General features: G+C 66.9%; 18 protein-coding genes and 1 riboswitch. Of the genes, 14 read left to right on the forward strand and 4 right to left on the reverse strand.

The genetic code is table 11. The annotated features are described in order from the left end of the window. The first annotated feature begins 132 nt into the window (after positions 1 to 132). Both ACO07K_RS26190 and ACO07K_RS26195 read left to right on the forward strand, forming a co-directional pair. Positions 133 to 1059 carry a glycine/sarcosine/betaine reductase selenoprotein B family protein gene (locus tag ACO07K_RS26190; RefSeq protein WP_422033143.1) on the forward strand — a complete coding sequence of 309 codons (927 nt, stop codon included), beginning with the start codon at positions 133 to 135 and terminating at the stop codon, positions 1057 to 1059. A gap of 7 nt (positions 1060 to 1066) precedes the next feature. Next, the gene (locus ACO07K_RS26195) at positions 1067 to 2260 is read left to right on the forward strand and encodes a CaiB/BaiF CoA transferase family protein (protein ID WP_422033145.1); all 1194 of its coding nucleotides are present in this window, start codon (positions 1067 to 1069) and stop codon (positions 2258 to 2260) included. Between the two features lie 112 nt (positions 2261 to 2372). Here ACO07K_RS26195 and ACO07K_RS26200 read toward each other — a convergent pair whose 3' ends face one another. Further along, positions 2373 to 3701 carry an OprD family outer membrane porin gene (locus ACO07K_RS26200; RefSeq protein WP_422033147.1) on the reverse strand — a complete coding sequence of 443 codons (1329 nt, stop codon included), beginning with the start codon at positions 3699 to 3701 and terminating at the stop codon, positions 2373 to 2375. Between the two features lie 115 nt (positions 3702 to 3816). Next, positions 3817 to 3946: riboswitch (TPP riboswitch) on the forward strand. Between the two features lie 47 nt (positions 3947 to 3993). Here ACO07K_RS26200 and thiC point away from each other — a divergent pair. From thiC to ACO07K_RS26230, 6 genes are all read left to right on the forward strand, one after another. Beyond that, positions 3994 to 5811 carry a phosphomethylpyrimidine synthase ThiC gene (thiC, locus tag ACO07K_RS26205; protein WP_422033149.1) on the forward strand — a complete coding sequence of 606 codons (1818 nt, stop codon included), beginning with the start codon at positions 3994 to 3996 and terminating at the stop codon, positions 5809 to 5811. 159 nt (positions 5812 to 5970) lie between these two features. Continuing rightward, positions 5971 to 7257, forward strand: coding sequence for an MdtA/MuxA family multidrug efflux RND transporter periplasmic adaptor subunit (locus tag ACO07K_RS26210; RefSeq protein ID WP_422033151.1), 1287 nt, complete (start codon positions 5971 to 5973; stop codon positions 7255 to 7257). 12 nt (positions 7258 to 7269) lie between these two features. Next, positions 7270 to 10425 carry an MdtB/MuxB family multidrug efflux RND transporter permease subunit gene (locus tag ACO07K_RS26215; RefSeq protein WP_422033153.1) on the forward strand — a complete coding sequence of 1052 codons (3156 nt, stop codon included), beginning with the start codon at positions 7270 to 7272 and terminating at the stop codon, positions 10423 to 10425. Further along, the gene (locus tag ACO07K_RS26220; RefSeq protein ID WP_422033155.1) at positions 10422 to 13724 is read left to right on the forward strand and encodes an efflux RND transporter permease subunit; all 3303 of its coding nucleotides are present in this window, start codon (positions 10422 to 10424) and stop codon (positions 13722 to 13724) included. Before ACO07K_RS26215 ends, ACO07K_RS26220 begins: the two co-directional genes overlap by 4 nt. Next, positions 13721 to 15268 (forward strand): efflux transporter outer membrane subunit, encoded by a 1548-nt coding sequence (locus ACO07K_RS26225; protein WP_422033157.1) that lies wholly within the window; start codon positions 13721 to 13723, stop codon positions 15266 to 15268. Before ACO07K_RS26220 ends, ACO07K_RS26225 begins: the two co-directional genes overlap by 4 nt. Before the next feature lie 139 nt (positions 15269 to 15407). Beyond that, the gene (locus ACO07K_RS26230) at positions 15408 to 16703 is read left to right on the forward strand and encodes an O-acetylhomoserine aminocarboxypropyltransferase/cysteine synthase family protein (RefSeq protein ID WP_422033159.1); all 1296 of its coding nucleotides are present in this window, start codon (positions 15408 to 15410) and stop codon (positions 16701 to 16703) included. A gap of 13 nt (positions 16704 to 16716) precedes the next feature. On the opposite strand, the gene ACO07K_RS26235 is transcribed toward ACO07K_RS26230, so the two are convergent. Next, positions 16717 to 17313, reverse strand: a complete 597-nt coding sequence (locus ACO07K_RS26235; protein ID WP_422033161.1) for a nitroreductase family protein — start codon at positions 17311 to 17313, stop codon at positions 16717 to 16719. A gap of 126 nt (positions 17314 to 17439) precedes the next feature. Here ACO07K_RS26235 and ACO07K_RS26240 point away from each other — a divergent pair, with 126 nt between their 5' ends. After that, positions 17440 to 18234, forward strand: coding sequence for an SDR family NAD(P)-dependent oxidoreductase (locus tag ACO07K_RS26240; protein WP_422033163.1), 795 nt, complete (start codon positions 17440 to 17442; stop codon positions 18232 to 18234). Positions 18235 to 18238: 4 nt separating this feature from the next. Here the strand turns inward: ACO07K_RS26240 and ACO07K_RS26245 are convergent, their stop codons facing one another. Further along, positions 18239 to 19243, reverse strand: coding sequence for a Bug family tripartite tricarboxylate transporter substrate binding protein (locus ACO07K_RS26245; RefSeq protein WP_422033165.1), 1005 nt, complete (start codon positions 19241 to 19243; stop codon positions 18239 to 18241). 166 nt (positions 19244 to 19409) lie between these two features. On the opposite strand from ACO07K_RS26245, the gene ACO07K_RS26250 reads away from it, so the two are divergent. The 5 genes from ACO07K_RS26250 to ACO07K_RS26270 all read left to right on the forward strand — a co-directional run bounded on the left by ACO07K_RS26250 (position 19410) and on the right by ACO07K_RS26270 (position 25670). Then, complete coding sequence (locus ACO07K_RS26250) at positions 19410 to 20279, forward strand: protein-L-isoaspartate O-methyltransferase family protein (RefSeq protein ID WP_422033167.1); 870 nt, start codon at positions 19410 to 19412, stop codon at positions 20277 to 20279. Between the two features lie 178 nt (positions 20280 to 20457). Continuing rightward, the gene (locus ACO07K_RS26255; RefSeq protein WP_422033169.1) at positions 20458 to 23133 is read left to right on the forward strand and encodes a hypothetical protein; all 2676 of its coding nucleotides are present in this window, start codon (positions 20458 to 20460) and stop codon (positions 23131 to 23133) included. Next, a complete protein-coding gene (locus tag ACO07K_RS26260) occupies positions 23130 to 24191 on the forward strand; it encodes an alpha/beta hydrolase (protein ID WP_422033171.1) in 1062 nt (353 codons plus the stop codon). Before ACO07K_RS26255 ends, ACO07K_RS26260 begins: the two co-directional genes overlap by 4 nt. Next, a complete protein-coding gene (locus tag ACO07K_RS26265) occupies positions 24188 to 24739 on the forward strand; it encodes an HD domain-containing protein (protein ID WP_422033173.1) in 552 nt (183 codons plus the stop codon). The genes ACO07K_RS26260 and ACO07K_RS26265 overlap by 4 nt, the downstream gene beginning before the upstream one ends. A 7-nt stretch (positions 24740 to 24746) precedes the next feature. Further along, entirely contained in the window at positions 24747 to 25670 is a 924-nt protein-coding gene (locus ACO07K_RS26270; protein WP_422033175.1) for a serine/threonine dehydratase, read from the forward strand. 18 nt (positions 25671 to 25688) lie between these two features. On the opposite strand, the gene ACO07K_RS26275 is transcribed toward ACO07K_RS26270, so the two are convergent. Further along, positions 25689 to 26267: a hypothetical protein gene (locus tag ACO07K_RS26275; protein ID WP_422033177.1), complete on the reverse strand. Its 579-nt coding sequence runs from the start codon at positions 26265 to 26267 to the stop codon at positions 25689 to 25691. Positions 26268 to 26273: the final 6 nt, after the last annotated feature.

The following is a 26273-nucleotide window of genomic DNA, read 5'->3' on the forward strand; positions in this document are numbered from 1 at the left end:
GGGCGGTTACATCGGGGTCAGGTTTCCCAACGGCTGGAACGCCGGCTCTGTCTTGCCTGTCCGACATATCGTCCTGCGAACACCGGCGTCTGCACGTTTGACTTCGCACGCCCCAGCGCTCAGTTTTCGGTCATGGTCGACACGATGAACTTCGCGCCGGAATTCGACACCCCGCTCGAATACATGCGCCGCACTCGCGAGTATTATCTCGCGCTGGGATACGACAATCCCTACCGCTGGGCGCACTACACCGACGCGCCCTTCCAGCCGCTGAAGAAGCCGTTGAAGGACAGCACCCTGGCGCTGATCTCGACGGCGGCGCCGTACCAGCCGGACAAGGGCGATCAGGGGCCTGGTGCGCTCTACAATGCCGGCGCCAAGTTCTATTCGGTCTATTCAGGCGACACGTCCCAGGATCACGACACCCGCATTTCCCATATCGGCTACGACCGCAAGCACACGACGGCGAAGGACAGCAACACCTGGTTCCCGCTGCCGCTGATGCGCGAGTTTGCCGGGGAGGGCCGCTTCAAGCTGGCGGCCCGTTTCCACGGGGCGCCGACCAACCGCAGCCAGCGCGTCACCCTCGAAACCGATGCGCCCGAGATCCTGGCCCGCTGCCGGCAGGACCAGGTCGACGCCGCCCTGCTCGTCCCTACTTGACCCGTCTGTCACCAGACCGTGAGTCTGGTCGCACGATATCTGGAACGGAACGGCATCCCCACCGTGGTGATGGGAGCGGCGAAGGACATCGTCGAATGGGTGGGCGTGCCCCGCTTCCTGTTCAGCGATTTCCCGCTCGGCAATTCCTGCGGCAAGCCGCACGAGCCCGATACCCAGCGCTTTACGCTCGATCTGGCGTTGAAGGTGCTGGAAAGCGCCGTCGGTCCGCGCACGACGGTTCAGTCGCCGCTGCGCTGGACCGAAGACGGGGACTGGAAGAACGACTACAACAATATCGAGCGCATGAGCCCCGAAGAGGTCGCCAAGCGGCGTGCCGAATTCGACAAGGTGAAGCAGGTCGCGCTCAACCAGCGCAAGCAGGCGGGCGTGGCGTAGGAGTGACATGAGCAAGCCGTTCACGGGCGTAAAGGTCGTCGATTTCACGCGCGTTCTGGCGGGGCCCTACAGCTCCTACCAGCTCGCCCTGCTCGGGGCCGACGTGGTCAAGATCGAGTCGCGTGAAGGCGACGACATGCGCTTCGGCACCCGGTCCAACGACTGGGAGAAGCGCGGGCTGGCGGCGCCCTGGGTCGCGGTGAACGGCAACAAGCGCTCGATCACGCTCGACCTGAAACAGCCCAAGGCGATCGAGGTCGTCAAGCGTCTGGTCGAGACGGCCGACGTGGTCGTCGAGAATTTCCGGCCGGGCGTGATGGACAAGCTCGGCATCGGCTACGAGACGCTGAAGAAGATCAATCCGAGGCTGATCTATTGCGCCGTGTCGGGCTTCGGCCAGGTCGGGCCTGAGTCCAAGACCGCGGCCTTCGACGGCATGATCCAGGCCATGTCGGGGCTGATGTCGATCACCGGCTTCGAGAACAACGGCCCCACCCGCGTGGGCTTCGCCGGCGCCGACGTGATGTCGGGCGCGACGGCGGCGCTGGGCATCGCCTCGGCGCTGTACCAGCGCACGCACACCGGCACGGGCCAGCTCGTCGACGTCGCCATGATCGACGCGGTGATGGGCTATCTCGCCCAGCAGTTCACCGAGCACCTGATGACCGGCCGGGTCCATGGCCAGGCCGCCAACCTGTCGGTGACGCGCAAGCCCACGGGCAATCTCTTCAAGACGAAGGACGGCTGGATCGTGTTGGCCGTCATGACCGATCCGCAGTTCAAGCGCCTGATGAAGGTGCTGGGCCGCGAGGAGGTGCTGGACGATCCGCGCTTCGTCGACTGGGGCACACGCATCGCCAACAACACCGCCCTGCACGAGATCGTCGAAGGCGCCATGAAGACCGAGGACTCGGCCACCTGGATCGAGCGCTTCGCCAAGGCCGACGTGCCGGCCGGCCGCGTCCACAGCATTCCGGAGACCGCACAGCTCGACCTCTTCAAGCACCGTACCGTGCTGCAGACTGTCGAGACCGAGCATGGGCCCATCAAGGTCGTCGGCTCGGGCTTCCGGCTGGAACATGGCGGCGGCTCGATCGACCGCCCGCCGGCCACGCTCGGCCAGCACACCGACGAGGTGCTGAAGGAAGCCGGTTATTCCGACGCCGACATCGCCGAGATGCGCAGCGCTCTGGTCGTGTAGCTTTTGTCATCCTGAGCGAAGCGAAGGATCTCACGCAAGCAAAGTAGCCGTCTGGTCGTTCCGTTAGGTCCTTCGCTGCGCTCAGGACGACAAAGATGCGAGATCGGCGCCGTCACTGGCGCAGGCGCGGGCCCTTCCAGGTCAGTTCGTAGTTCAGCTGCACGCGGTACTCCGTATAGGAGGTGACCGTGTTGTTGAGGTACTGGTCCACGAAAGCGACGCGGTTGCGCAGGTTGAACGGCTTCAGCCAATCGGGCGCGCTCGACATGGCGTCGCCCCGGATCGCCAGTTCGAGATCGTATTCCCAGTTGTTGGACAGCGACGAGTGCGTCTGGGGATTGACCGAGTTGCCGCCGTAGGTCGCCGTCGCGAGGAAGATCACGCCGGGAAGACCAGCGCCCTTGAAATCGTAGCTGGCGCCTGCCGTCACCGCCATCTCGCCGGCCCGATTGAAGTCCAGCGACTGCATCTTGTTGTAGCCGATGAAGATGCCGTAGGGGTTCCGCCAAGCCGCGGCCGAGCCGATCTGCGTGTAGGACACGCGGAAAGCCATCGGCCCCCAGAAGGCGTCGGCGCGGAAGCCGCCCCAGAAGGTGCTGAAGGGCTGGCCGGTGAGGAGGTTCATGCCGTTGCTGCCCTGCACCGCGAATTGTGCGGCGAGCTGGACGCGAAGGTCTTCGTTCACCTTGATCGTGCCGCCGACATCGGCGTAGCTCGACCACAGGATGTCCGGGACATAGTAGGTCGAGGCGCGGACCTGCAGGTCGTTCATGCTGCCGTATTTGGCGCTGAACAGGGCCATGCCCTTGTTCGCGTTCGGCGCGCCGGCCGCCTCGCCCATGTTGATGAAGGCCGAGTAGTCGCGCGGCTTCATCGCCGCCACGTAGCCCGCGAAATAGTTGACCGGCCCGAGCGCGCCGCGCAGCGCATAGGCCTCGAACGTCTGCGGAATCTCGCGGTCGTCGCGTGGATTCACTTCGAGTTCGTCGAGATACTGACGGAAGACCGTGACGGTCTGCTTGTTCCAGCGGGCCGAAGCGTAGGCCTGGCCAAGGGTGAAGTAGCCATATCCTCCCGGCTTGAGCAGCGAGGTGCCGTCGGAGGTGGTGTCGCGGCCCTGCGGCGCCCAGACCGGTTGCGTCGTGTAGCCAACCGCACCGAGCTGCAGCGTATCGTAGAACCATCCGGTCTGCAGGCCCACCCAACCGCCGGTGACGGCGGCGGCCAGGCTGGGCGGCTTCTGGTTCTGGCGGTCGAACAGATAGCTGCGCAGATGCAGGACGGCCGTCGCTTCATCGTAGAGGAAGCGTTGCAGTTCCCCCTTGAGCCCATCGGCAGGCTGGACCTCCGGCGAGGGCTCGCGCGTCTGGGCAAGGACGGTCGGCGCCGGCAGGGCCAGCAGGGCCAAGACCAAACCACCGGCGAACCTCGTGGTGCGCATCGATACTCCCCGATCCTTGCGGAGCGGGACGCTAGAAGGCGGGGGTTAAGGAATTGCGCAATTGGCGGGACATTTTGCAAAAGCTTGTGATCGTCTGTCCGGCGACCTAAGCTGTTCCTTGTCCAAGGGGGGTCCCGACAAGGGGCTGAGATACCGATGGTCGCCAGTCCAACTGGCGTCGGCGCGGTGACCCTTTGAACCTGATCCGGGTCATGCCGGCGAAGGGAATGGATACATCCTTTGCGCGACAACACCGGATCTCCGTCTGCCAACCAGCCACGGGAGATCCATCATGGACACCATCGTCACCGCCATCGCCCCGACCGTCACGACGGGGCCGCTGCCTGCATCCCGCAAGGTCTATGCAACGCCCGAGGCCGCGCCCGACCTGCGCGTGCCCCTGCGCGAGATCGAGCTGTCGTCGGCCGCCGAGCCTCCGGTGCGCGTCTACGACACGACCGGTCCTTACACCGACTCCGATACTGCGATCGACGTGCGCAAGGGCCTCGCCCAGACGCGGCGCACCTGGGTCCTCGAGCGCGGCGGTGTCGAGGACTATGCCGGCCGCGCCATCCAGCCGATCGACAACGGCAACGTGAAGGAATCCGTGCTGCGGCCGTTTCCCCATACGCCGCGGCCCTTGCGCGGCATTGACGGCAAGCCGATCACCCAGTTCGAATGGGCGCGTGCCGGCGTCATCACCAAGGAGATGATCTACGTCGCGGCGCGCGAGAATCTGGGCCGCAAGCAGGTCCTCGACGAGGCCGAGGCGCGGCTGGCCGACGGCGAGAGCTTCGGCGCGGCGCTACCCGCCTTCATCACACCGGAGTTCGTGCGCCAGGAGATCGCCTCCGGACGCGCCATCATCCCGGCGAACATCAATCACACCGAACTCGAACCGATGATCATCGGTCGGAACTTCCTGGTGAAGATCAACGCCAACATCGGCAACTCCGCCGTTTCCTCGTCGATGGAGGAGGAGGTCGAGAAGATGGTGTGGGCGATCCGCTGGGGCGCCGACACCGTCATGGACCTGTCGACCGGCCGGAACATCCACGACACGCGCGAATGGATCGTGCGCAACGCGCCGGTCCCGATCGGCACGGTGCCGATCTACCAGGCGCTGGAGAAGGTGGGTGGCGATCCGACGAAGCTGTCCTGGGAAGTCTTCCGCGATACGCTGATCGAACAGGCCGAGCAGGGCGTCGACTACTTCACCATCCATGCCGGTGTGCGCCTCGCGCACGTGCCGCTGACGGCCAGCCGGGTCACCGGAATCGTGTCCCGCGGCGGCTCGATGATGGCGCAATGGTGCCTCACCGAGCATCGCGAGAGCTTCCTCTACGAGCACTTCGGCGACATCTGCGACATCATGCGCAAGTACGACGTCTCGTTCTCACTGGGCGACGGGCTGCGGCCGGGCTGCAACGCCGACGCCAACGACGCCGCGCAGTTCGCCGAACTGGAGACGCTGGGCGAACTCACCAAGGTCGCCTGGGAGAAGGGGTGCCAGGTCATGATCGAAGGGCCGGGCCACGTGCCCATGCACAAGATCAAGGCCAACATGGACAAGCAGCTGCGCGAATGCGGCGAAGCGCCGTTCTACACGTTGGGGCCGCTCGTCACCGACATCGCGCCCGGCTACGACCACATCACTTCGGGCATCGGCGCCGCGATGATCGGCTGGTTCGGCACGGCGATGCTCTGTTATGTGACGCCCAAGGAGCATCTCGGCCTGCCGGATCGAGATGATGTGAAGGTCGGGGTCATCACCTACAAGATAGCGGCTCATGCGGCCGATCTGGCCAAAGGCCATCCCGCGGCCCGGCTGCGCGACGACGCCCTGTCCCGGGCGCGGTTCGACTTCCGCTGGCGCGACCAGTTCAATCTCTCGCTCGATCCCGCCACGGCCGAGAAGTTCCACGACGAGACCATGCCCAAGGAAGCCCACAAGACCGCGCATTTCTGCTCGATGTGCGGTCCGAAGTTCTGCTCCATGCGTATCACCCAGGACATCCGGGACTATGCGAAGAAGGGCATGGACGAGATGAGCGCCAAATTCCGGGCCGGCGGCGGCAGCCTCTACGTCGAGGACAAGCCCGCCGACTAGGGGGCTTTCGTTCGGGGTCCGAGGGGTCTTTTCGGCCTCTCGGACGTTGCACTCCCCGGTCAGCGCCTGTCGCCTTGCGTCTGCCACTTACGTGGGGGAGACTCCGCGACGTCAGCTCGTATGTGAAACGAGCTGAATTTTCTGGGGTGTATGAGACGAATGAAGCGGCTGCGAACCCTTCTCGGGATCGGTTTCGGGCTGGCCGTGGTGGCTGGCGCGGGCTGGTACATTTCGCAGTCGGGCTCGGCGCCGCCTGCTCGTCCGGCTGCCGGGCGGTTTGCCGCGGGCGCGGCGGTCCCCGTGGGCGTGGCCACCGCTGCCAAGGGTGAAATCCCCATCGTGCTGCGCGCGCTGGGCACGGTGACGCCCCTCCAGACCGTCAACGTGAAGACCCAGATCACCGGCCAGCTGACCGAGGTCTATTTCCAGGAAGGCCAGATGGTGAAGCAGGGCGAGCTGCTCGCCCAGGTCGACCCGCGCCCCTACGAGGTCGCCCTGCAGCAGGCGATCGGCCAGCAGCAGCGCGACGAGGCGCTGCTCAAGAACGCGCAGATGGATCTCGAGCGCTATCGCAAGCTGGTGCAGCAGGATTCGATCGCGCGGCAGCAATACGACACGCAGATGTCGCTGGTGCGCCAGTACGAGGCCGCGCTGGTCATCGACCAGGCACAGGTCGACGCCGCCAAGCTCAACGTCACCTATACAAAAATCGTCGCGCCGCTCACCGGCAAGATCGGCCTGCGCATGGTCGACAAGGGCAACTACGTCACCATGGGCGATGCCAGCAGCATTTGCGTCATCATCCAGGTGCAGCCGATCTCGGTCCTGTTCACGATCCCCGAGGATTCCCTACCGCTGGTGCGGCAACGGCTGAAGACCGGCGAAAACCTCGAAGTGCGCGTGCTCGATCGCTCGCAGAAGAACGAGCTGGCCGTCGGCCGCCTCGACACGACCGACAACGTGATCGACCTCACGACCGGCACGGTGAAGCTGCGCGCCATCTTCGACAATACCGACGAATCGCTGTTCCCCAACCAGTTCGTGAACGTCCGCCTGCTGGCCGACACGGTGAAGGATGCCGTCGTCGTGCCCGTCGCCGCGATCCAGCGCGGCCAGCCCGGCACCTTCGTCTACCTGGCGAAGGCCGACGATTCGGTGGAGATCCGGGTCGTGGAACTTGGCGTGACCGACGGCGAGAAGGTGGCGATCCTCAAGGGCCTCAAGGTCGGCGACCAGGTCGTGATCGACGGCGTCGATCGGCTGCGCGATGGCGCCAAGATCCGCAAGCCGACGCCGGCGCCGCGCGCCTCGGCGGGACCGCCGGTCGCCAACGCGCCGCCGGACGCCCCGGCCGAGGGCCAGCGCCGGCGTCAGCAGGCCAACGGTGGTAGTGGAGCCAATCCCGGCAGCGGCGTCGGCCGTCCGGCCACGCAAACCAACCAGTAGAGTCGTCGCGACATGAATCCGTCGCGGATCTTCATCGAGCGACCGGTCGCGACCTCGCTCTTCATGGTCGCGATCATGCTGGTCGGCATCATCGCGTACCGCTTCCTGCCGCTCTCCGCGCTGCCGCAGGTCGACTATCCGACGATCCGCGTCCTCACGATCTATCCCGGTGCCAGCCCCGAGGTGATGACGACGTCGGTCACCGCGCCGCTGGAACGCCAGTTCGGGCAGATGCCGGGCCTCAACCAGATGACGTCGACCAGCTCGGCCGGCGCCTCGTCGATCACCCTGCAGTTCGACCTGAAGCTCGGGCTCGATATCGCCGAGCAGCAGGTCCAGGCCGCCATCAATGCCGCCGGCAATCTCCTGCCGGGCGATCTGCCGTCGCCGCCGATCTACGCCAAGTTCAATCCGGCAGACGCGCCGGTGCTGACGCTCGCCGTCACCTCGAAGACCGAGCCGCTCACCAAGGTCCACGATCTGGTCGACACGAGGCTGGCGCAGAAGATCTCGCAGCTTCCGGGCGTCGGCCTGGTGAATCTCGAAGGTGGCCAGAAGCCCGGCGTCCGCATCCGCGCCAACCCGACCGCGCTCGCCGCCTACGGCCTCAACATCGACGATCTGCGCACCACCATCTCCAACGCCAACGTCAATACGCCGAAGGGCAACTTCGACGGGCCGGCGCGTGCACTCACCATCAACGCCAACGACCAGATCACCGATCCCGAAACGTTCCGCGACATCATCGTGGCCTATCGCAACGGCGCGCCGGTGCGCATCCGCGACGTGGCGACGGTCGAGGAAGGCCAGGAAAACACCCGCATCGCCGCCTGGGCGAACAATACGCAGGCGGTGATCGTCAACGTCCAGCGCCAGCCCGGCGCCAACGTCATCGAGGTGGTGGACCGCATCAAGGCCCTGCTGCCGACCTTGCGCGAAACGCTGCCCAGTTCGCTGGATATCACCATTCTCACCGATCGGACGCTGACCATCCGGGCTTCCGTCCGCGACGTGCAGATAGAACTGTGCTTCGCCGTCATCCTGGTCGTGGCGGTGATCTTCGCCTTCCTGGGCGATGCGCGGGCGACGGTCATCCCGAGCCTCTCGGTGCCGCTGTCGCTGGTCGGCACGCTGGCGGTGATGTATCTCGCCGACTTCAGCCTCAACAACCTGTCGATCATGGCGCTCACCATCGCCACCGGCTTCGTCGTCGACGACGCCATCGTCATGATCGAGAACATCGCGCGCTACATCGAGCGCGGCGACGATCCGAAGACGGCCGCGCTCAAGGGCTCGAAACAGATCGCCTTCACGGTCGTGTCACTCACCGTCTCGCTGATCGCCGTGCTGATCCCGCTGCTGTTCATGAGCGACGTGGTGGGCCGACTGTTCAGCGAATTCGCCGTCACCCTGTCCGTCACCATCCTGATCTCCGGCGTCGTGTCGCTCACCCTCGTGCCGATGCTGTGCGCCCAGTTCCTGCGCCGGCGGCCCCACGGCGCCAGCGCATCGCAGGCGGAGACCAAGGCTGCCGTGGAGTCGGAGACGATGGGGACGGGCTGGTTCTCCGGCGTCATCCGGTTCTACGACCGCTGCCTGATCGTCGTGTTCCGGCACCAGGCGCTCACCCTGCTGGTCGCCGTGGGCACGGTGGTGCTGACGGTCGCGCTCTATGTCGTCATTCCCAAGGGCTTCTTCCCGGTGCAGGACACCGGCCTGATCCAGGCCGTGACCGAGGGGCCGCAGAGTGTCTCCTTCGCCGCGATGAGCGAGCGCCAGCGCGCGCTCGCGGAGGCGATCCTCAAGGACCCCGACGTCGAGAGCCTGACGTCCTTCGTCGGCGTCGACGGCACCAATCCGACGCTCAATTCGGGCCGCATGCTGATCAACCTCAAGCCGCGCAGCGAGCGAACGCTGACGGCGACCCAGGTGATCCGCCGGCTTCAGCAGGAGACTTCGGGCGTTCGCGGCATCTCGCTCTTCATGCAGCCGGCCCAGGATCTCACCATCGATTCGGCGGTGAGCCGCACGCAGTACCAGTTCGTCCTGGAATCGGCCAATGCCGCCGAGTTCGACGTCTGGGTGCCGCGCCTGATGGACCGGCTGGCAAAGCAGCCCGAGCTGATCGACGTCACGAGCGATCTGCAGAACAAGGGCCTGTCGATGTTCATCCGGATCGACCGGGATGCCGCGGCGCGCTTCGGCATCACGGCCGCCACGGTCGACAACGTGCTCTATGACGTGTTCGGCCAGCGCATCGTCTCGACGGTCTACACGCAGTCCAACCAGTACCGGGTGATCTACGAAGTCGAACCCGAGATGGTGCGCTCGCTCGCCTCGCTCAACGACCTGTACCTGCCGAGTTCGACGGCCGGCAAGCAGGTGCCGCTGTCGGCCATCGCGACGTTCGAGGAGCGCACCGCACCGCTGCGACTCGACCGGTTCGGCCAGTTTCCGGCCACCACCATCTCCTTCAACCTGGCGCCGGACTTCGCGCTGGGGCAGGCGGTCGACGCCATCGTCGCCGCCCAGCGCGAGATCGGCATGCCGCGCTCGATCACGACGCACTTCCAGGGCGCGGCGCTGGCCTTCCAGAAGTCGCTCGACAGCCAGCTCCTGCTGATCCTGGCCGCCATCGTCACCGTCTACATCGTGCTGGGCGTGCTCTACGAGAGCTACATCCATCCGATCACGATCCTCTCGACCCTGCCGTCGGCGGGCATTGGGGCGCTGCTCGCGCTGATGCTGGCCGGGACCGACCTCAGCATCGTGGCCATCATCGGCATCGTGCTGCTGATCGGCATCGTGAAGAAGAATGCGATCATGATGATCGACTTCGCGCTCGACGCCGAACGCAACGAGGGCAAGGCGCCGAAGGAGGCGATCCACCAGGCCTGCCTGCTGCGCTTCCGGCCGATCCTGATGACGACGGTCGCGGCCCTGGTCGGTGCGCTGCCGCTGATGCTGGGCACCGGCACAGGCTCGGAGCTGCGCCAGCCGCTGGGTCTCACCATCGTCGGGGGGCTGATCGTCAGCCAGCTGCTGACGCTCTTCACCACGCCGGTGATCTATCTCGCCTTCGACCGGCTGGGCCGCCGCCTGCGCGGCATGCCGCTCGATACGCCGCTCCATCCGCTGCGCGCCAAGGCGGGAGAGGGCACGCCGTGAACCTGTCGGCGCCCTTCATCGCGCGCCCCGTGGCCACGACCTTGCTGACGATCGGGCTGGCGCTTGCCGGCCTGGTGGCCTTCTTCGGCCTGCCGGTGTCGCCGCTGCCCAAGATCGACTTCCCCACCATCCAGGTGACGGCGAGCCTGCCCGGCGCCTCGCCGGAGACGGTGGCGACCAGCGTGACGACGCCGCTCGAACGGCGGCTGGGCGCGATCGCGGGCGTGACCGAGATCACCTCGTCGAGCACGGTCGGCAATTCGCGCATCACGCTGCAGTTCGACCTGTCGCGCGACATCGACGGCGCCGCGCGCGACGTCCAGGCGGCGATCAGCGCCGCCCGCGCCGACATGCCCGCCGACCTGCGCAGCAATCCGCAGTACCGCAAGATCAATCCCGCCGACGCGCCGGTCATGGTGATCGCGCTCACCTCGAACACGCTGGGCCAGGGCCGGCTGTTCGATGCCGGCTCCAACATCCTGCAGCAGAAGCTCAGCCAGGTGAGCGGGGTCGGCCAGGTGCAGCTGGGCGGCAGTTCGCTGCCGGCGGTCAGGGTCGAGCTCAACCCCACGGCGCTCAACAAATACGGGATCGGCCTCGAAAGCGTGCGGGCGGCGCTGGCCGCTGCCAACGCCAACTCGCCCAAGGGCGCCATCGAGGTCGGCGACCGGCGCTTCCAGATCTACTCCAACGACCAGGCGACCGTCGCCGACGAATACCGCTCGCTGATCATCGCCTGGCGCAACGGCGCGCCGGTCCGGCTGTCGGACGTGGCGGAGGTGATCGATTCGACCGAGAACATCCGCAACGAGGGTCAGGCCAACGGCAAGCGCTCGGTGCTGGTCATCATCTACAAGCAGCCCAACGCCAACATCATCGAGACGGTCGACGAGATAAAGGCGCTGCTGCCCGAGCTGCAGGCCTCGATGCCGAACGACGTCGAGCTGCAGGTCGTGAGCGACCGCACGACGACGATCCGCGCCGCCCTCAAGGAGGTCGAGCAGGCGCTGGTGATCGGCGTCGTGCTCGTGGTGCTGGTGACCTTCGCGTTCCTGCGCTCGGCGCGCGCCGGCTTCATCGCCGCGGTGACCGTGCCGGTGTCGCTGGTCGCCACGTTCGGCGGCATGTACCTGCTGGGCTACAGCCTGAACAACCTGTCGCTGATGGCGCTCACCATCGCGGCGGGCTTCGTCGTCGACGACGCGATCATCGTGCTGGAGAACGTGACCCGCCACCTCGAGGCCGGCATGTCGCGCATGGAGGCGGCACTCAAGGGCGCCCGCGAAGTCGGCTTCACGGTCGTGTCAATGAGCGTCTCGCTGATCGCCGTCTTCATCCCGATCCTGCTCATGAGCGGCATCGTCGGCCGCCTGTTCCGCGAGTTCGCGGTGACCCTGTCGATGGCGATCCTGATCTCGATGGTCGTGTCGCTCACGACCACGCCCATGATGTGCGCCTACGTGCTGCGGCCGCCGGGCGCCCATCGCGAGCCCGGTTTCCTGGCCCGCCTCAGCGAACGCGGCCTGGGCGGCCTGCAGCGCCTCTATGGCCGCAGCCTCGGGCTGGTGCTGCGCCATCCGCTGCTCACCATGTTCGTCTTCCTGGCGACGGTGCTGCTCAACATCCATCTCTATGTGACGATTCCCAAAGGCTTCTTTCCGCAGCAGGACACGGGCCGCATCATGGGCGGCATCCGCGCCGACCAGAGCATTTCCTTCCAGGCCATGCGGCGGAAGTTCCGCCAGTTCGTCGAGATCGTGCGGTCCGACCCGGCGATCGAAAGCGTGGCCGGCTTCACCGGCGGCGGGCAGACGAACTCCGGCTTTCTCTTCGCAACCCTGAAGCCCCTCAGCGAACGTGAGGTCACGGCCGACCAGGTGATCGCGCGGCTCAGGCCGAAGCTCAACCAGGTCCCCGGCGCCATGCTGTTCATGCAGGCGGTGCAGGACATCCGTGTCGGCGGCCGGCAGGGAAACGCGCAGTATCAGTTCACCTTGCAGGCCGATACGCTGTCCGACCTCTACACTTGGGGGCCGCGGCTCACGCAGGCGCTGCAGGCCGATACCTCGGTGATCACCGACGTCGATTCCGATCAGCAGCAGCGCGGGCTGCAGCTCAACCTGACCATCGACCGCGACGCGGCGAGCCGTCTCGGCATATCGACGCGCAACATCTCCGCGACGCTCTACGACGCCTTCGGCCAGCGCCAGGTCTCGACCATCTACAATGCCCTCAACCAGTACCACGTGGTCATGGAAGTGGCGCCGCAATGGTGGGAGAGCCCGGAATCGCTGAAGGACATCTATGTCAGCAAGTCCGGCGGTGCGGTGAGCGGCACGCAGTCGACGGGCGGCATTACCTCTTCAACCACGACATCCACGTCCAGCGGAGCGGCCGGTACCGGCGCGCAGACCATCGATGCGGCGCAGGCGGTCCGCAACCTGCGCACCAACCAGATCGCCGTCAGCGGCCGCGGTTCGGCTTCGACGGGAGCGGCGGTGAGCACGACACCCGAAACCCTGGTGCCGCTCTCGGCAGTGACGCGCTGGGACTACGGCACGACGCCGCTCGCCGTGAACCACCAGAGCATGTTCGTGGCCAGCACCGTGTCCTTCAACCTGGCGCCGGGCAAGACCTTGAGCGATGCCGTTCAATACGTGAACGACACGATGCGCGAGATCGGCGTGCCCACGACCCTGCACGGCGCCTTCCAGGGAACGGCGCGGGCCTTCCAGCAGTCGCTCAACAACCAGCTCCTGCTGGTGCTGGCGGCGCTGGCGGCCGTCTACATCGTGCTGGGCATTCTCTACGAGAGCTACATCCACCCCATCACCATCCTGTCGACCCTGCCGTCGGCCGGCATCGGCGCATTGCTGGCACTGCAGTTGTCGGGCGTCGAATTCAGCATCATCGCCATGATCGGCGTGCTGCTGCTGATCGGCATCGTGAAGAAGAACGCCATCATGATGATCGACGTGGCGCTGGAGCGCGAACGCGGCGAGGGGCTCGAACCCTCCGTCGCCATTCATCAGGCGGCGATCCTGCGGTTCCGGCCCATCCTCATGACGACCATGGCGGCAATCCTCGGCGCCCTGCCGCTGGCCATCGGCTATGGCGATGGCGCGGAGTTGCGCCGACCCCTCGGCATCTCGATTATCGGCGGCCTCATCGTGAGTCAGATCCTGACCCTGTACACAACACCCGTGATCTACCTCTATCTCGACCGCTTCCGCCGCCGCGACCGCGACCAGCCAAGCCGCGTCGCGCGCGTGATGGGTAGCGGCGGCGTGCCGGCATGAGGCGTAGCGCGGCGCTTCTTCCCCTGCTGCTGGTCTCGGGCTGTCTCGTCGGGCCGGACTACGAGCGCGCGCCGCCGGCCAGTGCCGTGGCCCCACAGTACAAGGAGGCGGAGCTGCCGCCGGGCGCGGCTTCTCTCTTCCGTCCGGCCCAGCCGAGCGACGGCGCGGACCGCGGGCAGTGGTGGCGGGTCTACGGCGATCCGACCCTCGACGGTCTCGCGGCCCAGGTCGACGTCTCGAACCAGAACCTGAAGATCTTCGAGGCCAACTACCGGCGGGCACGGGCGCTGATCCGCCAGGACCAGTCGGTGCTCTATCCCAGCATCTCCGGCACCGGCTCAGCCCAGCAGACCGGCACGGGCGGCCAGCGCGGCACCGGCACGAGCGCCACCTCGACGGTGACGCGCTCCGATTCTACGGTGGGCCAGTTCTCGACCGGCGGCACGCTCACCTGGGAGATCGACCTGTGGGGCACGTTGCGCCGCCAGGTCGAGAGCGATTCGGCGGCGGCGCAGGCCAGCGACGCCGATCTCGCCAATGCGCGCCTGTCGGCGCAGACCGACCTGGTGACGAACTACGCCTCGCTGCGTATCTCCGACGATCGCAAGCGGCTCTATGAGGCAACCGTCGCGGCCTATCTGCGCTCGATGCAGATCGCGCAGAACCAGGTCGACGCCGGCATCGTCTCGCGGGTCGACCTCGTGCAGGCGCAGACCCAGTACGAGCAGACGCGCGCCCAACTCGTGAACGAAAGCATCAACCGTGCGCTGCTCGAGCATGCGATCGCGCTCCTGGTCGGCAAGGCGCCGTCGGAAGTGACCATCGAGCCAGCGACGACGCGGCTCACCGTGCCCACGGTCGATTCCGGCGTGCCGTCGACCCTGCTGGAGCGGCGGCCCGACATCGCCTCGGCCGAGCGCCAGATGGCGGCCGCCAATGCGCAGGTCGGCGTCGCCAAGGGTGCCTACTATCCGCAGATCTCGCTGGGCGCGACGATCGGCTTCCTGAGCGGCGGCCTGGGGTCGCTGCTGCAGCTCGGCACCGCCGCCTGGTCGGTGGGTCCGCAGATCGCCGGCACCCTGGTAGACGGCGGCGGCATCGCCGCGCAGGTCCAGGGCGCGCGCGCGGGCTACGACGCCACGGTCGCGACCTATCGCCAGACCATCCTGACGGCCTTCCAGCAGGTCGAGGACGCGCTCGCCCAGCAGCGGATCCTCGTGCAGCAGGAACAGGTGCAACGTGCCGCCGTCGCCGCCGCCCGCGAAGCCGAGCGACTCTCCCTCAATCAGTATCGCGTCGGCACCGTGCCCTACACGACCGTGGTCCAGACGCAGACCGCGGCGCTGTCCGCCGAACAGACGCTGCTCACCATCCGCCTCAACCGGCTGGTCGCCAGCGCCAACCTGGTGAAGGCACTGGGCGGCGGATGGCGACAGGAGGACCTGCCGCCGCCGGTGCCGATCGGCGGGCTGAAGCAGGCCAACCCGGCGCCGCCGGCCTTCCCGCCACCCACTGCACAGCCGGTCTCTTCACCCGGGCGGTAGAGGGAAATATTTTGCTGCGGCGGTGGCGGCCGGGAGGCTGAACCGGTGGTTCGCCCGTCGGACGTCGGCAGCCATTCCCTTTGACTGCGACGCTACTTGCCATGAGTTTGGCCGCTCCCCGCAACCCCGCAGGCCGACCATGACCAACTCCCGCCATCCCGAGACCCTGTCGCTGCATGCCGGCTGGCGCGCCGATGCCACGACCGGCTCGGTCGCCGTGCCGATCCACCAGACGACGTCCTATCAGTTCCGCGACACCGAGCATGCGTCGAACCTGTTCGCGTTGAAGGAACTCGGCAACATCTACACCCGCATCGGCAATCCGACGCTTGACGTGCTGGAGCAGCGCGTCGCGGCCCTCGAGGGCGGTGCCGCGGCACTCGCCGTGAGTTCGGGGCAGGCGGCCTCGGCCTTCGCGATCCAGAACCTGGCCAAGGCGGGCGACAATGTCGTGAGTTCGACCGACCTCTACGGCGGCACCTGGAACCTGTTCGCCCACACGCTGAAGGACCAGGGGATCGAGGTCCGCTTCGTCGATCCGGCCGATCCGCAGGCCTTCGCCCGCGCCACCGACGACCGCACCCGCGCCTACTATGCCGAGACGCTGCCCAATCCGAAGCTCGCGGTCTTCCCGATCCGGGAGGTGGCAGACATCGGCCGGCCGCTGGGCATTCCGCTGATCGTCGACAATACGGCGGCGCCGCTCCTGGCCCGGCCGTTCGATCATGGCGCGGCGGTGGTCGTCTATTCCGGCACCAAGTATCTCGGCGGCCACGGCACCTCGATCGCCGGCCTGATCGTCGATGGCGGCAATTTCGACTGGGCCGCGCATCCCAAGCGCCAGCCGGCGCTGAACACGCCGGACCCCAGCTATCACGGTGCGGTCTGGGTCGAGGCGGTGAAGCCGATCGGCCCGGTGGCCTACATCATCAAGGCGCGCACGACCTTGCTGCGCGACCTGGGATCGGCGCTGTCGCCGTTCAACGCCTTCCTGATCCTGCAGGGCATTGAGACCGTGACCTTGCGCATGGAACGCCATGTGAAGAATGCCCAGGCCGTCGCCGACTTCCTCGCGAAGCGGCCCGAGGTGGCCAAAGTCATCCACCCGTCGCAGCAGACCGGCGAGAGTCGGCGACGCGCCGACACCTATCTCAAGGGCGGCTATGGCGGGCTGGTCGGCTTCGAGCTGGCGGCCGGCCGCGAGGCGGGACGGCGCTTCATCGATTCGCTGAAGCTCCTCTATCACGTCGCCAATATCGGCGACGCGCGCAGCCTCGCGATCCATCCGGCCTCGACCACGCACTCGCAGCTTTCGGCGGAGGAGCAGCGCGCGACCGGCGTCTCGGACGGCTATGTGCGACTGTCGATCGGCCTCGAGCACATCGACGACATCCTCGCCGACCTGGCCCAGGCGCTCGACGCCGCGGGCAAGTAGAGCGCGGCCCGGCTCAGTCGGGCGTCCAATCGGTAACGTGCGCGGCCCGCTCGGGCCGCGCCGGAACCGGTGCGGTCGAGAGCGCGGGCGTCCCGGCGGTGAGGAAGCCCACCAGGCGCGACGGCGCCTCGAAGCCCAGCATCTTGTTGACGTTGGGATCGTAGGCATTGGGGCCGGTCACCCACATGCCGCCATAGCCCAGCATGTGCAGCGCGTTCAGCATGTTCATCGCGGCGGCGCCGGCGGCGAGCAGTTGCTCGATCTCGGGAATGTTGCCGGGTTTCACGACGGCGCCGACGGCAATCAGCATCGGCGTCCGTCGAACCCAGGCGCGATAGCGTTCGGCGAGGGCTTCGGCATTCGCCGGATCGCGCACGGCGGCGGCATCGCCCAGCCGCTCGCCGAAGGCGAGGCGCGCCTCGCCGCGAATCACGACGAAGCGCCAGGGCTTCAGGCGCCCATGGTCGGGGGCCCGCAGGCCCGCATCGAGGATCAGGTCGAGGTCGGCGCCGGCGGGCGCCGGCTCCTGCAGGGGCCCCGCCGAACGGCGGGACAGCAATTGGTCGAGGGCCAGCAGACGGGGCTCGCGCGCATGGGTGATGTCAGGCATGACGCCACTTCTACATCAAATGCAAACGAGTGTCATTTGCATATCAAGCGGCTGCTCGCACGGCTTGACCGGTTTTTCGTTGTAGAAGGCATAGTGACGGCGTCGTCGGCGGATGGAGGGAATGCCATGGATCTGGGACTGGCCAACAAGCATGCGCTGATTACCGGCGCGACCGCCGGTATCGGTTACGCCATCGCCAAGGGTCTCGCCGCCGAAGGCGCGAGCGTGGTGATCACGGGCCGCGGGCAGGCGGGCGTCGACGCCGCGTTGAGGCGGCTCAGGGAAGCCGTCCCGGAAGCCAAGGTCACGGGTATCGCCGCGGATTGCGCCACGGCAGAGGGCGCGAAGGTCGTGTTCGGCCAGGTGCCGCAGATCGACATCCTGGTGAACAACCTCGGGATCTATGGCCGCATGCCGGCCTTCGAGATCGACGACGGCGAATGGCAGCGCTTCTTCGAGGTCAACGTCATGAGTGGCGTGCGCTTCACGCGCCACTACGCGCCGGGGATGGCCGGGCGGGGCTGGGGCCGTATCGTCTTCGTCTCCAGCGAATCGGCGCTGAACATTCCCAAGGAGATGATCCACTACGGCATGACGAAGACCGCGCAGCTTTCCCTGTCGCGCGGCTTCGCCATGGAACTCGCGGGCACGGGGGTCACGGTGAACGCCTTGTTGCCGGGCCCGACCCACACCGAGAATACCGACCGGATGCGCGCCGAGCGCGCCCAAGCCACGGGCGTGAGTGTCGCGGAGATCGAGGCGGGCTTCCTGCGCGACTTCCGGCCGACCACGCTGATCCGCCGCTTCACCTCACCGGAGGAGGTGGCGGCGCTGGGCGTCTATCTCTGCAGCGAAGCCGCGTCCGGCACCTCGGGCGCCGCCATGCGTGTCGATGGCGGCGTGGTGAACCAGATCATGTGAAGGCTCAGCCCATGTCGAGCTTGAGGCCTTCCTTGTCGATGACGCCCTTCCATTGCGCGATCTGCGCGGTGACGAAGGCGTTGAACTGCTCGGGCGTGCCGTAGGCGGGGAAGCCCGCCATGGCCTTGATGCGCTCCAGCGTCTTCGGGTCGGCGAGCCACGCCTTCATCTGGGCATTGAGGGAATCGACGATCGGCTTGGGCGTGTTGGCCGGCAGGAAGACGCCGAACCAGGTCGACACGTCGAAGGGCTTCAGCTCCGGCATGGTCTCGCAGATCGGGACCAAGTCGGGGGTCATCGGGTTGCGCTGCGCCGAGGTGAGGCCCAGCGCCCGCAGCTTGCCGGCGCGCACGAACTCGATGGCGGTCGTCAGATTGTCGAAGAAGAACTGCGTGACCCCGGCCGTCAGGTCGGCGAGCGCGGGCGCCGCACCGCGATAGGGGATGTGCTCGGCCTTCGTGCCGGTGAGCTGCAGGAACCAGGCGCCGCACAAATGGGGCGACTGGCCGGTGCCGGACGAGGCGTAGGAGGCCTTGCCGTTCTGCGCCTTGAGCCAGGCCACGAACTCCGGCACCGTCTTGGCCGGCACCGACGGGTGGACGACCAGCACGTTGGGCGCGGTGATCGCATTGGACACCGGGATCAGGCTGGCCGGCGTATAGGGCATGTTGCGGTAGAGCGAATAGGCGATCGACTGCGGGCCGATGTTGCCCATCAGGATCGTGTTGCCGTCGGGAGCCGACTTGGCGACCTCGGTCGAGCCGATGACGCCGCCGGCGCCCGACTTGTTGTCGACGACGCAGGACTGGCCCCAGGCCTCGGTGAGATGGGTGGCCAGCAGGCGGGCCGCGATGTCCGTCGTGCCGCCCGGTGCGGCGGGGCACACCATGCGGACGTTCTGGGTCGGCTTCCACGCCGCCTGGGCCTGCAGGCCCCGAGGCAGCAAGGCTGCGGCGGGCAGGGCGGCGGCCGCGCCCAGCGCGGCGCGGCGAGACAGTATACGAGCCATGAATTCCTCCCTTGATTCGTCTTTGTTACCGACGACCTAGCATGGCCGCGCTGGCAAATCCGCCACAATTCCCGTATCTATTCGCCGTGCGGTTGCCCCCAAACCGCCGGGCTTTTCCGGCGGTTTTTCCCCTCGTTTCAACGGGTCCGCGCCAAGGAGGAACATCTTGAAGAGGCGCACTTTCGTCTCCGGCTCGGTCGCGCTCGCCGCCGGTGCCCTGGCCGCCCCGGCCATCGCTGCCACGATCAAGCCCTACAGCTGGGATCTCAACCCGCCGATGGACTCGCGCGAGAACTTCATCGCCTGGGGCAAGGCCCGCGGTGAGGATCCCGTTTCCCTCGGCCAGCGCTGGGACCGTTTCCAGGCCCTGATCCGGAACAAGGACATCTGGGGCCAGGCGACGATGCGCGCCTTTCTGCTCACCCCGCGCGAAGAGTTCGCCTCGATCAGCCCGGCGATCGCCAAGCGCGGCTACGAGCATGCCTTCCTCGACATCGGTTACGGCGTGACCATGTCCGGCCCGCACGTCCAGGGCCGCATGACCAACGTCATCGACGTGAAGCGCGGTGAGAAGGTGCTCGAGATCGGCACCGGTTCGGGCGTGCAGTCGGCCTATATCGCCAACCTCACCGAGAATGCCTACACGATCGAGATCATCGCGCCGCTCGCCTCGCGCACGCGGGCGCTCTACGACCGGCTGATCGAAAAGGGCTACACCGAGTACAAGCATATCAAGACCAAGACGGCCGACGGCTTCTACGGTTGGGAAGAGGCCGGTCCGTTCGACAAGATCATCGTGACCTGCGGCATCGACCACGTGCCGCCGCCGCTGCTGCAGCAGCTCAAGGCCGGTGGCCTGATGGTGATTCCGGTCGGCCCGCCGGGCGCGCAGCGCGTGCTCAAGGTCACCAAGACGCAGGGCGCCGACGGCTCCATCACCACGAGCCGCGAGGACATCTACGGCGGCAAGATCGTGCCGTTCGTGCCCTTCACCAAGCTCGACGGCGACAAGATCGTCGGTACGCACAACCGCTGAGGTCGCCCCAAGCGACTTCCGAGAGACAATGTCATCCCGAGCATCGCGAGCGACCCTTCCGGCACCTGGCCCAGGGTCCCTCGCTTCGCTCGGGATGACATCGATTTTTGGGACGCAGGGAGTGCGCCCCCTCTAGAGATCGCATAAAGCGATCCAACAAAAACAACGGAGATCCCCCTTGTCCGTCACGGTCGATCTCGATCACCGCCCACCGCTCTCCTTCTATCTCTCCGTAGGCCTGGTCGCCGGCAGCATCATCGCGCTGCAGATCGGCATCATGCGCGTGTTCTCCGTCGGCAGCTGGGCCCATTTCGGCTCGCTGGTGGTGAGCCTCGCCATGTTCGGCTTCGGTCTCACCAGCGCTGTCATGTGCGTCGGCAAGAGCTGGTTCGAGCGCCACTGGATCGGGTCCGTGAAAGGCGCGCTGCTGGCCTTCGGCCCGCTGATGGTGGTGTGCAACCTCGCCGCCCAGCAGGTGCCGTTCAACGCGATCTTCCTGATTTCCGATCCGGTTCAGAAGTGGCGCCTGTTCGCCAACTTCGTGCTCTATTTCCTGCCGTTCCTGGCGGGTGCCCTGTATCTCGGCGTGATCTTCCTGAAGGCCAAGAAGACCTTCAGCCGCGTCTATTTCGCCGATCTCGTCGGCTCGGGCCTGTGCGGCCTCACCGTGCTGCTGGCGATGTACGCCTGGCGGCCCGACGACCTGATCATGGCGCCGCTGCTCCTGTGGCTGGCCGGTGGCATCCTGTGGTTCGTCGCGCTGGGCGATCGCCGCGGCATGGCGGCCATCGTCGTCGTCGCCATCCTGTCGGCTGCCGCGCACCATTTTGCGCCGCAGGTGCTGGGCATCCCCAAGCTCGCCGTGTCCGACTACAAGGGCGTTTCCTACGCCCGCAAATTCCCCGACGCCAAGCGCGTCTACGAACGCGCCTCGCCGTTCGGCTATATCGAGGTCTATTCCAGCTCGTACCTGCACTTCGCGCCGGGCCAGTCCGACAATGCGGCCTTCAATCTCGAGAAGATGCCGTCGAACGCCTATCTCGGCCTCTACATCGATTCCGAGGGGCCCGCCGGCATCATCAAGGACCTGCCGGCCGAACAGACGGCGTACTTCAAGTATCTGCCGATGTACTACCCCTACCTGCTGAAGAAGGACCCGAAGACCTTCGTGGTCCAGTTCGGCGGCGGCATCTCGACGGCGGTGGCGCTGAAGTCGGGCTCCAGCCAGGTCACGGTGGCCGAGGGCAATCCGGCTCTGCTCTCCGCCTTCCGCGAGGACAAGTTCCTGCGCGACTTCACCGGCGACGTCCTGAACAATCCGAAGGTCAACGTCATCGATTATGACGGCCGCCTCTACGTCGCCCATACCAAGAACCGCTACGACGTGATCGACCTGTCGCTGGCCGATTCGGCCGGCCTGTCGAGCCCCGGCGGCTTCTCGATCGTGGAGAAGTATTCCTACAGCCGCGAGGCGATGAGCGCCTACATGCGGGCGCTGACGCCCGGTGGCGTCCTGTCGGTGACCCTGTGGAACAAGGAAGAGCCGCCCAAGTCGGTGCTGAAGCTCTACGCCACGATGGCCGCCGCTGCCCGCGACATCGACGGCGGCAAGGACATCGCCCAGAAGTTCTACGTCGTCTCGTCCTATCTCTCGACCGCCACCGTGCTCTACAAGCGCGACGGCTTCACGCCGGCCGAGATCGAGCTGCTCAACGCCCACACCAAGGCGATGTCGTTCGACGAGATCTACTATCCCGGCCTCAAGGTCGACACGGCGGACCTGAAGCAGATCCTGTCGGACTATCGCGACCAGTTCTTCTTCGCCGGCCATGCGGTCGATCCGACCGCGCCTGCGGAGACGGAGCCCAACGACAAGCCGCCCCCCGGCGCGGGTACAGAGGGCGCACCGGGAGCGACCGCAGCCGTAGCCGACGGCCCGCCGCCTGCACCGGTCGTGCCGGCAACCGTGCTCGGCCGTCTCGCCTGGCATTATCTGATCGAGGGCGGCTGGCAGCAGGTTGCCGACCAGTACGTCTTCGACACCCGCATCCTGACCAATCACCAGCCGTACTTCGCCGCCTACATCAAGGTGCCCGACCTGCTGAAGTTCACTGACCGGCTCGAGCTGGTGCAGGACGAATGGGGCTACCTGCTGCTGTGGGCGACGCTGGGCATCGCCACGGTCTTCGCGCTTACCCTCGTGCTGTTCCCGGTCGTGTTCGGCTGGCGCACCATCTTCAGCCGCTACCCCGGCAAGGCCGGCACGATGCTGTATTTCCTGTGCCTCGGCCTGGGCTACATCATCGTCGAGGTGGGCATGATCTCCCACTTCATCCTGGCGCTCTCCAACGCCACGGTCTCGGCCTCGGTGCTGATCACCGGCATGCTGGTCTTCTCCGGCATCGGCAGCTTCTTCTCCGAGCGCTATCTCGACCGGGCGCGCTCGTTCATGCCGAAGGTGTTCCTCGCGATCTTCGTGATCCTGGCGACCTATGCCTTCACGATCGACTACGCGCTCGACTGGATCGGCACGCTGCCCTACGCGCTGCGCATCCTGCTCTGCCTGCTGATCGTCCTCCCGCCGGCCTTCCTCATGGGCTTCCCCATGCCGACGGCGATGACGATGCTGGGGCGCCTGGGCAAGGATCACATGTTCCTGTGGGCCTGGGGCATCAACGGCTGCTTCTCGGTGATCGGCGCCGCGCTGGTGCCGATCGTGGCGACCAGCTTCGGCCTCCCGGCCGTCGTCCTGGTCGGGGCCTTCGCCTACCTGATTGCGCTGCCCGCGTTCTTCTCCGTCATCAGGCCTCTGCCGCCCGTGACCACGGGGGCAGGGCGGACCGCGGTCGCGTGAAGCGGCGGGCGCTGCTGCTGGGGGCTCTCCTGATGCCGACCTCCGCGCACGCCCAGCCCAAGAAGCCCAAGAAACCCAGCAAGCGGCAGGCGCCCAAGCCTGCCGCGAAGCCCGCGCCGCTGCATGCCGCGAAGCCTGCGCCGCCTGCGCCGCCGCCCGGCTTGAAAGAGGCGAAGACGCAGCTCGTCGCGTTCGACGCCTCTCCCTTTCCCTATCGCAGCGTCATCCCGGGTACGACGAAGCCGTTTCTCGACGCGCGCGACGGCAAGCGGCGCGGTCACACGACGGGCCGCGGCGACGTCTACTGGGAGGAGACGACCTACAGCGATCGCCGCTCGCTGCTCTACCTGCCGCAGGGTTTCGATCCGTCGCGGCCGGTGATGATGCTGCTGTTCCTCCATGGCCAGGGCGCCACCCTGGAGCGCGACGTCGTGCTGCGCCAGGCCGTGCCGCGCCAGGTCGACGAGTCGGGCAAGAACATCGCGCTGGTCGCGCCGCAGCTGGCCTACGACGCCCTCGATTCGAGCGCCGGCAATTTCTGGCGCGGCGGACATTTCGCCCGGTATCTCGACGAGGCGGCGGAACGGCTGATGCGTCTGTATGGCGACCGTCGGGCCGGACGCGGCTTCAACCTCGCGCCCGTGACCATCGCCGCCTATAGCGGCGGCTACCTGTCGGCCGCCTATGCGCTGGAGCGTGGCGGCGCCAACCACCGCGTGAACGGCCTGATCCTGCTGGATGCGCTCTATGGCGAAGAGGACAAGTTCGCCGCCTGGTTCGCCGCCCGCCGCCGGCAGGCCTTCCTGGTGAGCGCCTTCACCGATTCGACCAAAGACGAGAACGCCACCTTGCAAGGGCTGCTGACCAAGCGACGCGTGCCCTTCACACGCACTGTCCCAAAAGGCCTGACTCCGGGTGCCGCCTGCTTCCTCGGACCGACGGGCGGCCTCGACATGCATGGCGATTTCGTTACACGCGCGTGGCAGCCGGACCCTTTGAAGCAGGCGCTTTCCCTGATTCCCGGATACGACCCGGTTCATGGTAAAAAGAACGCATGAACGACCCGCTGCGCCAGGAACTCCTGGAAATCTTCGCCGGCCGCGCCACCCGCCGGTACGGCCTGTCCGACATCAACCAGCTTCAGCATGCGCTGCAGTCAGCGGCGCTGGCCGAGGCCGATGGCGCGCCGCCGGCGACGGTGCTGGCCTCGCTGCTGCACGATGTCGGGCACATGATCCACGGGCTCGGCGAAGACCCGGCCTCGCAGGGCGTCGACGACGTGCATGAAGAGTTGGGCGCGAAATGGCTGGCCGAGCGCTTCGAGCCGGCGGTCAGCGAGCCCGTCCGACTGCACGTCACGGCCAAGCGCTATCTCTGCACGGTCGAATCCGATTACTTCGGCAAGCTGGCGGCCGATTCGGTGCGCAGCCTCGAACTCCAGGGCGGACTGATGTCGCCCGACGAGGTCGAAGCCTTTCGCGCCAACCCGTATCACGCCGAGGCCGTGCGGCTGCGCCGCTACGACGAGGAAGCCAAGGACCCGCGCGCCAGCACACCCGATTTCGACTACTACCTGCGCCACGTCCCGGCCTGCCGCCGCGCCTGAGGCCGCCATGATCTCCCGAACCGAAGTGGCGGCCGCCTGGGGCCTGATCCGTCCGCACGTGCGACGCACGCCGGTGATCGAGCTCGTTGCCGGCTCGCTCGGCGTGACGGCGCCCTTGGCCCTCAAGCTCGAATCGCTGCAGGTGAGCGGGACATTCAAGGGACGCGGGGCGTTCCACAAGCTGCTGGCCTCCAAGGTGCCGGCAGCCGGCATCATCGCCGCCTCGGGCGGCAATCACGGCGCCGCGGCGGCCTATGCGGCGCGCGCCCTGGGCCACAAGGCCGAGATCTTCGTGCCGACCATCGCCGCGCCGGCCAAGGTGGCGCGGCTGCGCAGCTACGGCGCGGTCGTGACCCAGATCGGTGCCGTCTATGCCGAAGCCCGCGCCGCCTCCGAGGCGCGCGCCGCCGAAACCGGTGCCCTCATGGTGCCGGCCTATGAGGACGAGGTCGTGTTCGCCGGCGCCGGCAGCGTCGCGCTGGAATTCGCCGAACAGGCGGAGTTCGACACGCTGCTGATCGCCGTCGGCGGCGGCGGCCTGATCGCCGGCTGCGCGGCCGCGATCGGTGCGTCGAAGAAGATCGTGGCCGTCGAAACCGAGGGCACGCCGACCCTGCACGAGGCGCTGAAGGCCGGAAAGCCGGTCGATGTAGCGATCTCCGGCATCGCCGCCGACGCGCTGGGTGCGAGCCGCATCGGCACGCCCAACTTCGAGGTCGCGCGTGCGCTGGTCCGCGGCTCCGTGCTTGTCACCGACGAGGCCGTGCGTGAGACGCAGCGCGCTCTGTGGGACGAGCTGCGCATCGTCGCCGAACCCGCCGGTGCGACCGGCCTCGCTGCCTTGCGCGCCGGCGTCTATCGTCCTGCGCCAGGCGAACGCGTCGCTACGCTGATCTGCGGCGCCAACACCGATCCAGGCTCGGTCGCGTAGCCAAGAGCGTCGGCGGCGTTATTTGGCGGCCGGCTTCAGCGATACCAAATCGAGGGTGATTGTCTTGCCGGGCGTGCGCCAGTCGGGAAAGCTTTCCTTGACCGAGGCCGAAACGGCCGGCGCCCACCAATGAATGTCACGGCCGTTCGAATCGGCCTTGCTTTCCTCGACACGGAAAGCGTCGAAGCTGCCGGCCGGCACCGTGACCTTCTCGTAGGCGGCCACGGTCATCGTGACGGTGGAGGTGTAGCTCTTGCCGTCGCGGCCGACGACGGTGACGGCATTCGTGATCTTGTTGCCGACCTTGAGCGGCCACAGCGCCTTCAGGTCGAGGCCTTTGGCGAAGGACTCGCCCTGGGCATCGACCGAGCCGACGAGGCCGCCGTGCACGCGCAGCGACTCGGCCTTGCCGTTCGAGAGGCTGTCGTACAGGCAGACGGTGGCGTCGTGACCCGAGGCCGTGTTCTCCTTCTCCAAGCCGTCGCCTCTGTAGGTGAATTGGGTGCCGCTGGGCGGACACTGGAAGGAGGCGGTCTGCGCGCAGACGCCGCCTGCGGCGACAGTGGCCAGCAGGGCGGCGAGGGCAATCGACTTCATGGTCTG

The organism is Reyranella sp. (assembly GCF_965228225.1).
Taxonomy (GTDB): Bacteria; Pseudomonadota; Alphaproteobacteria; order Reyranellales; family Reyranellaceae; genus Reyranella.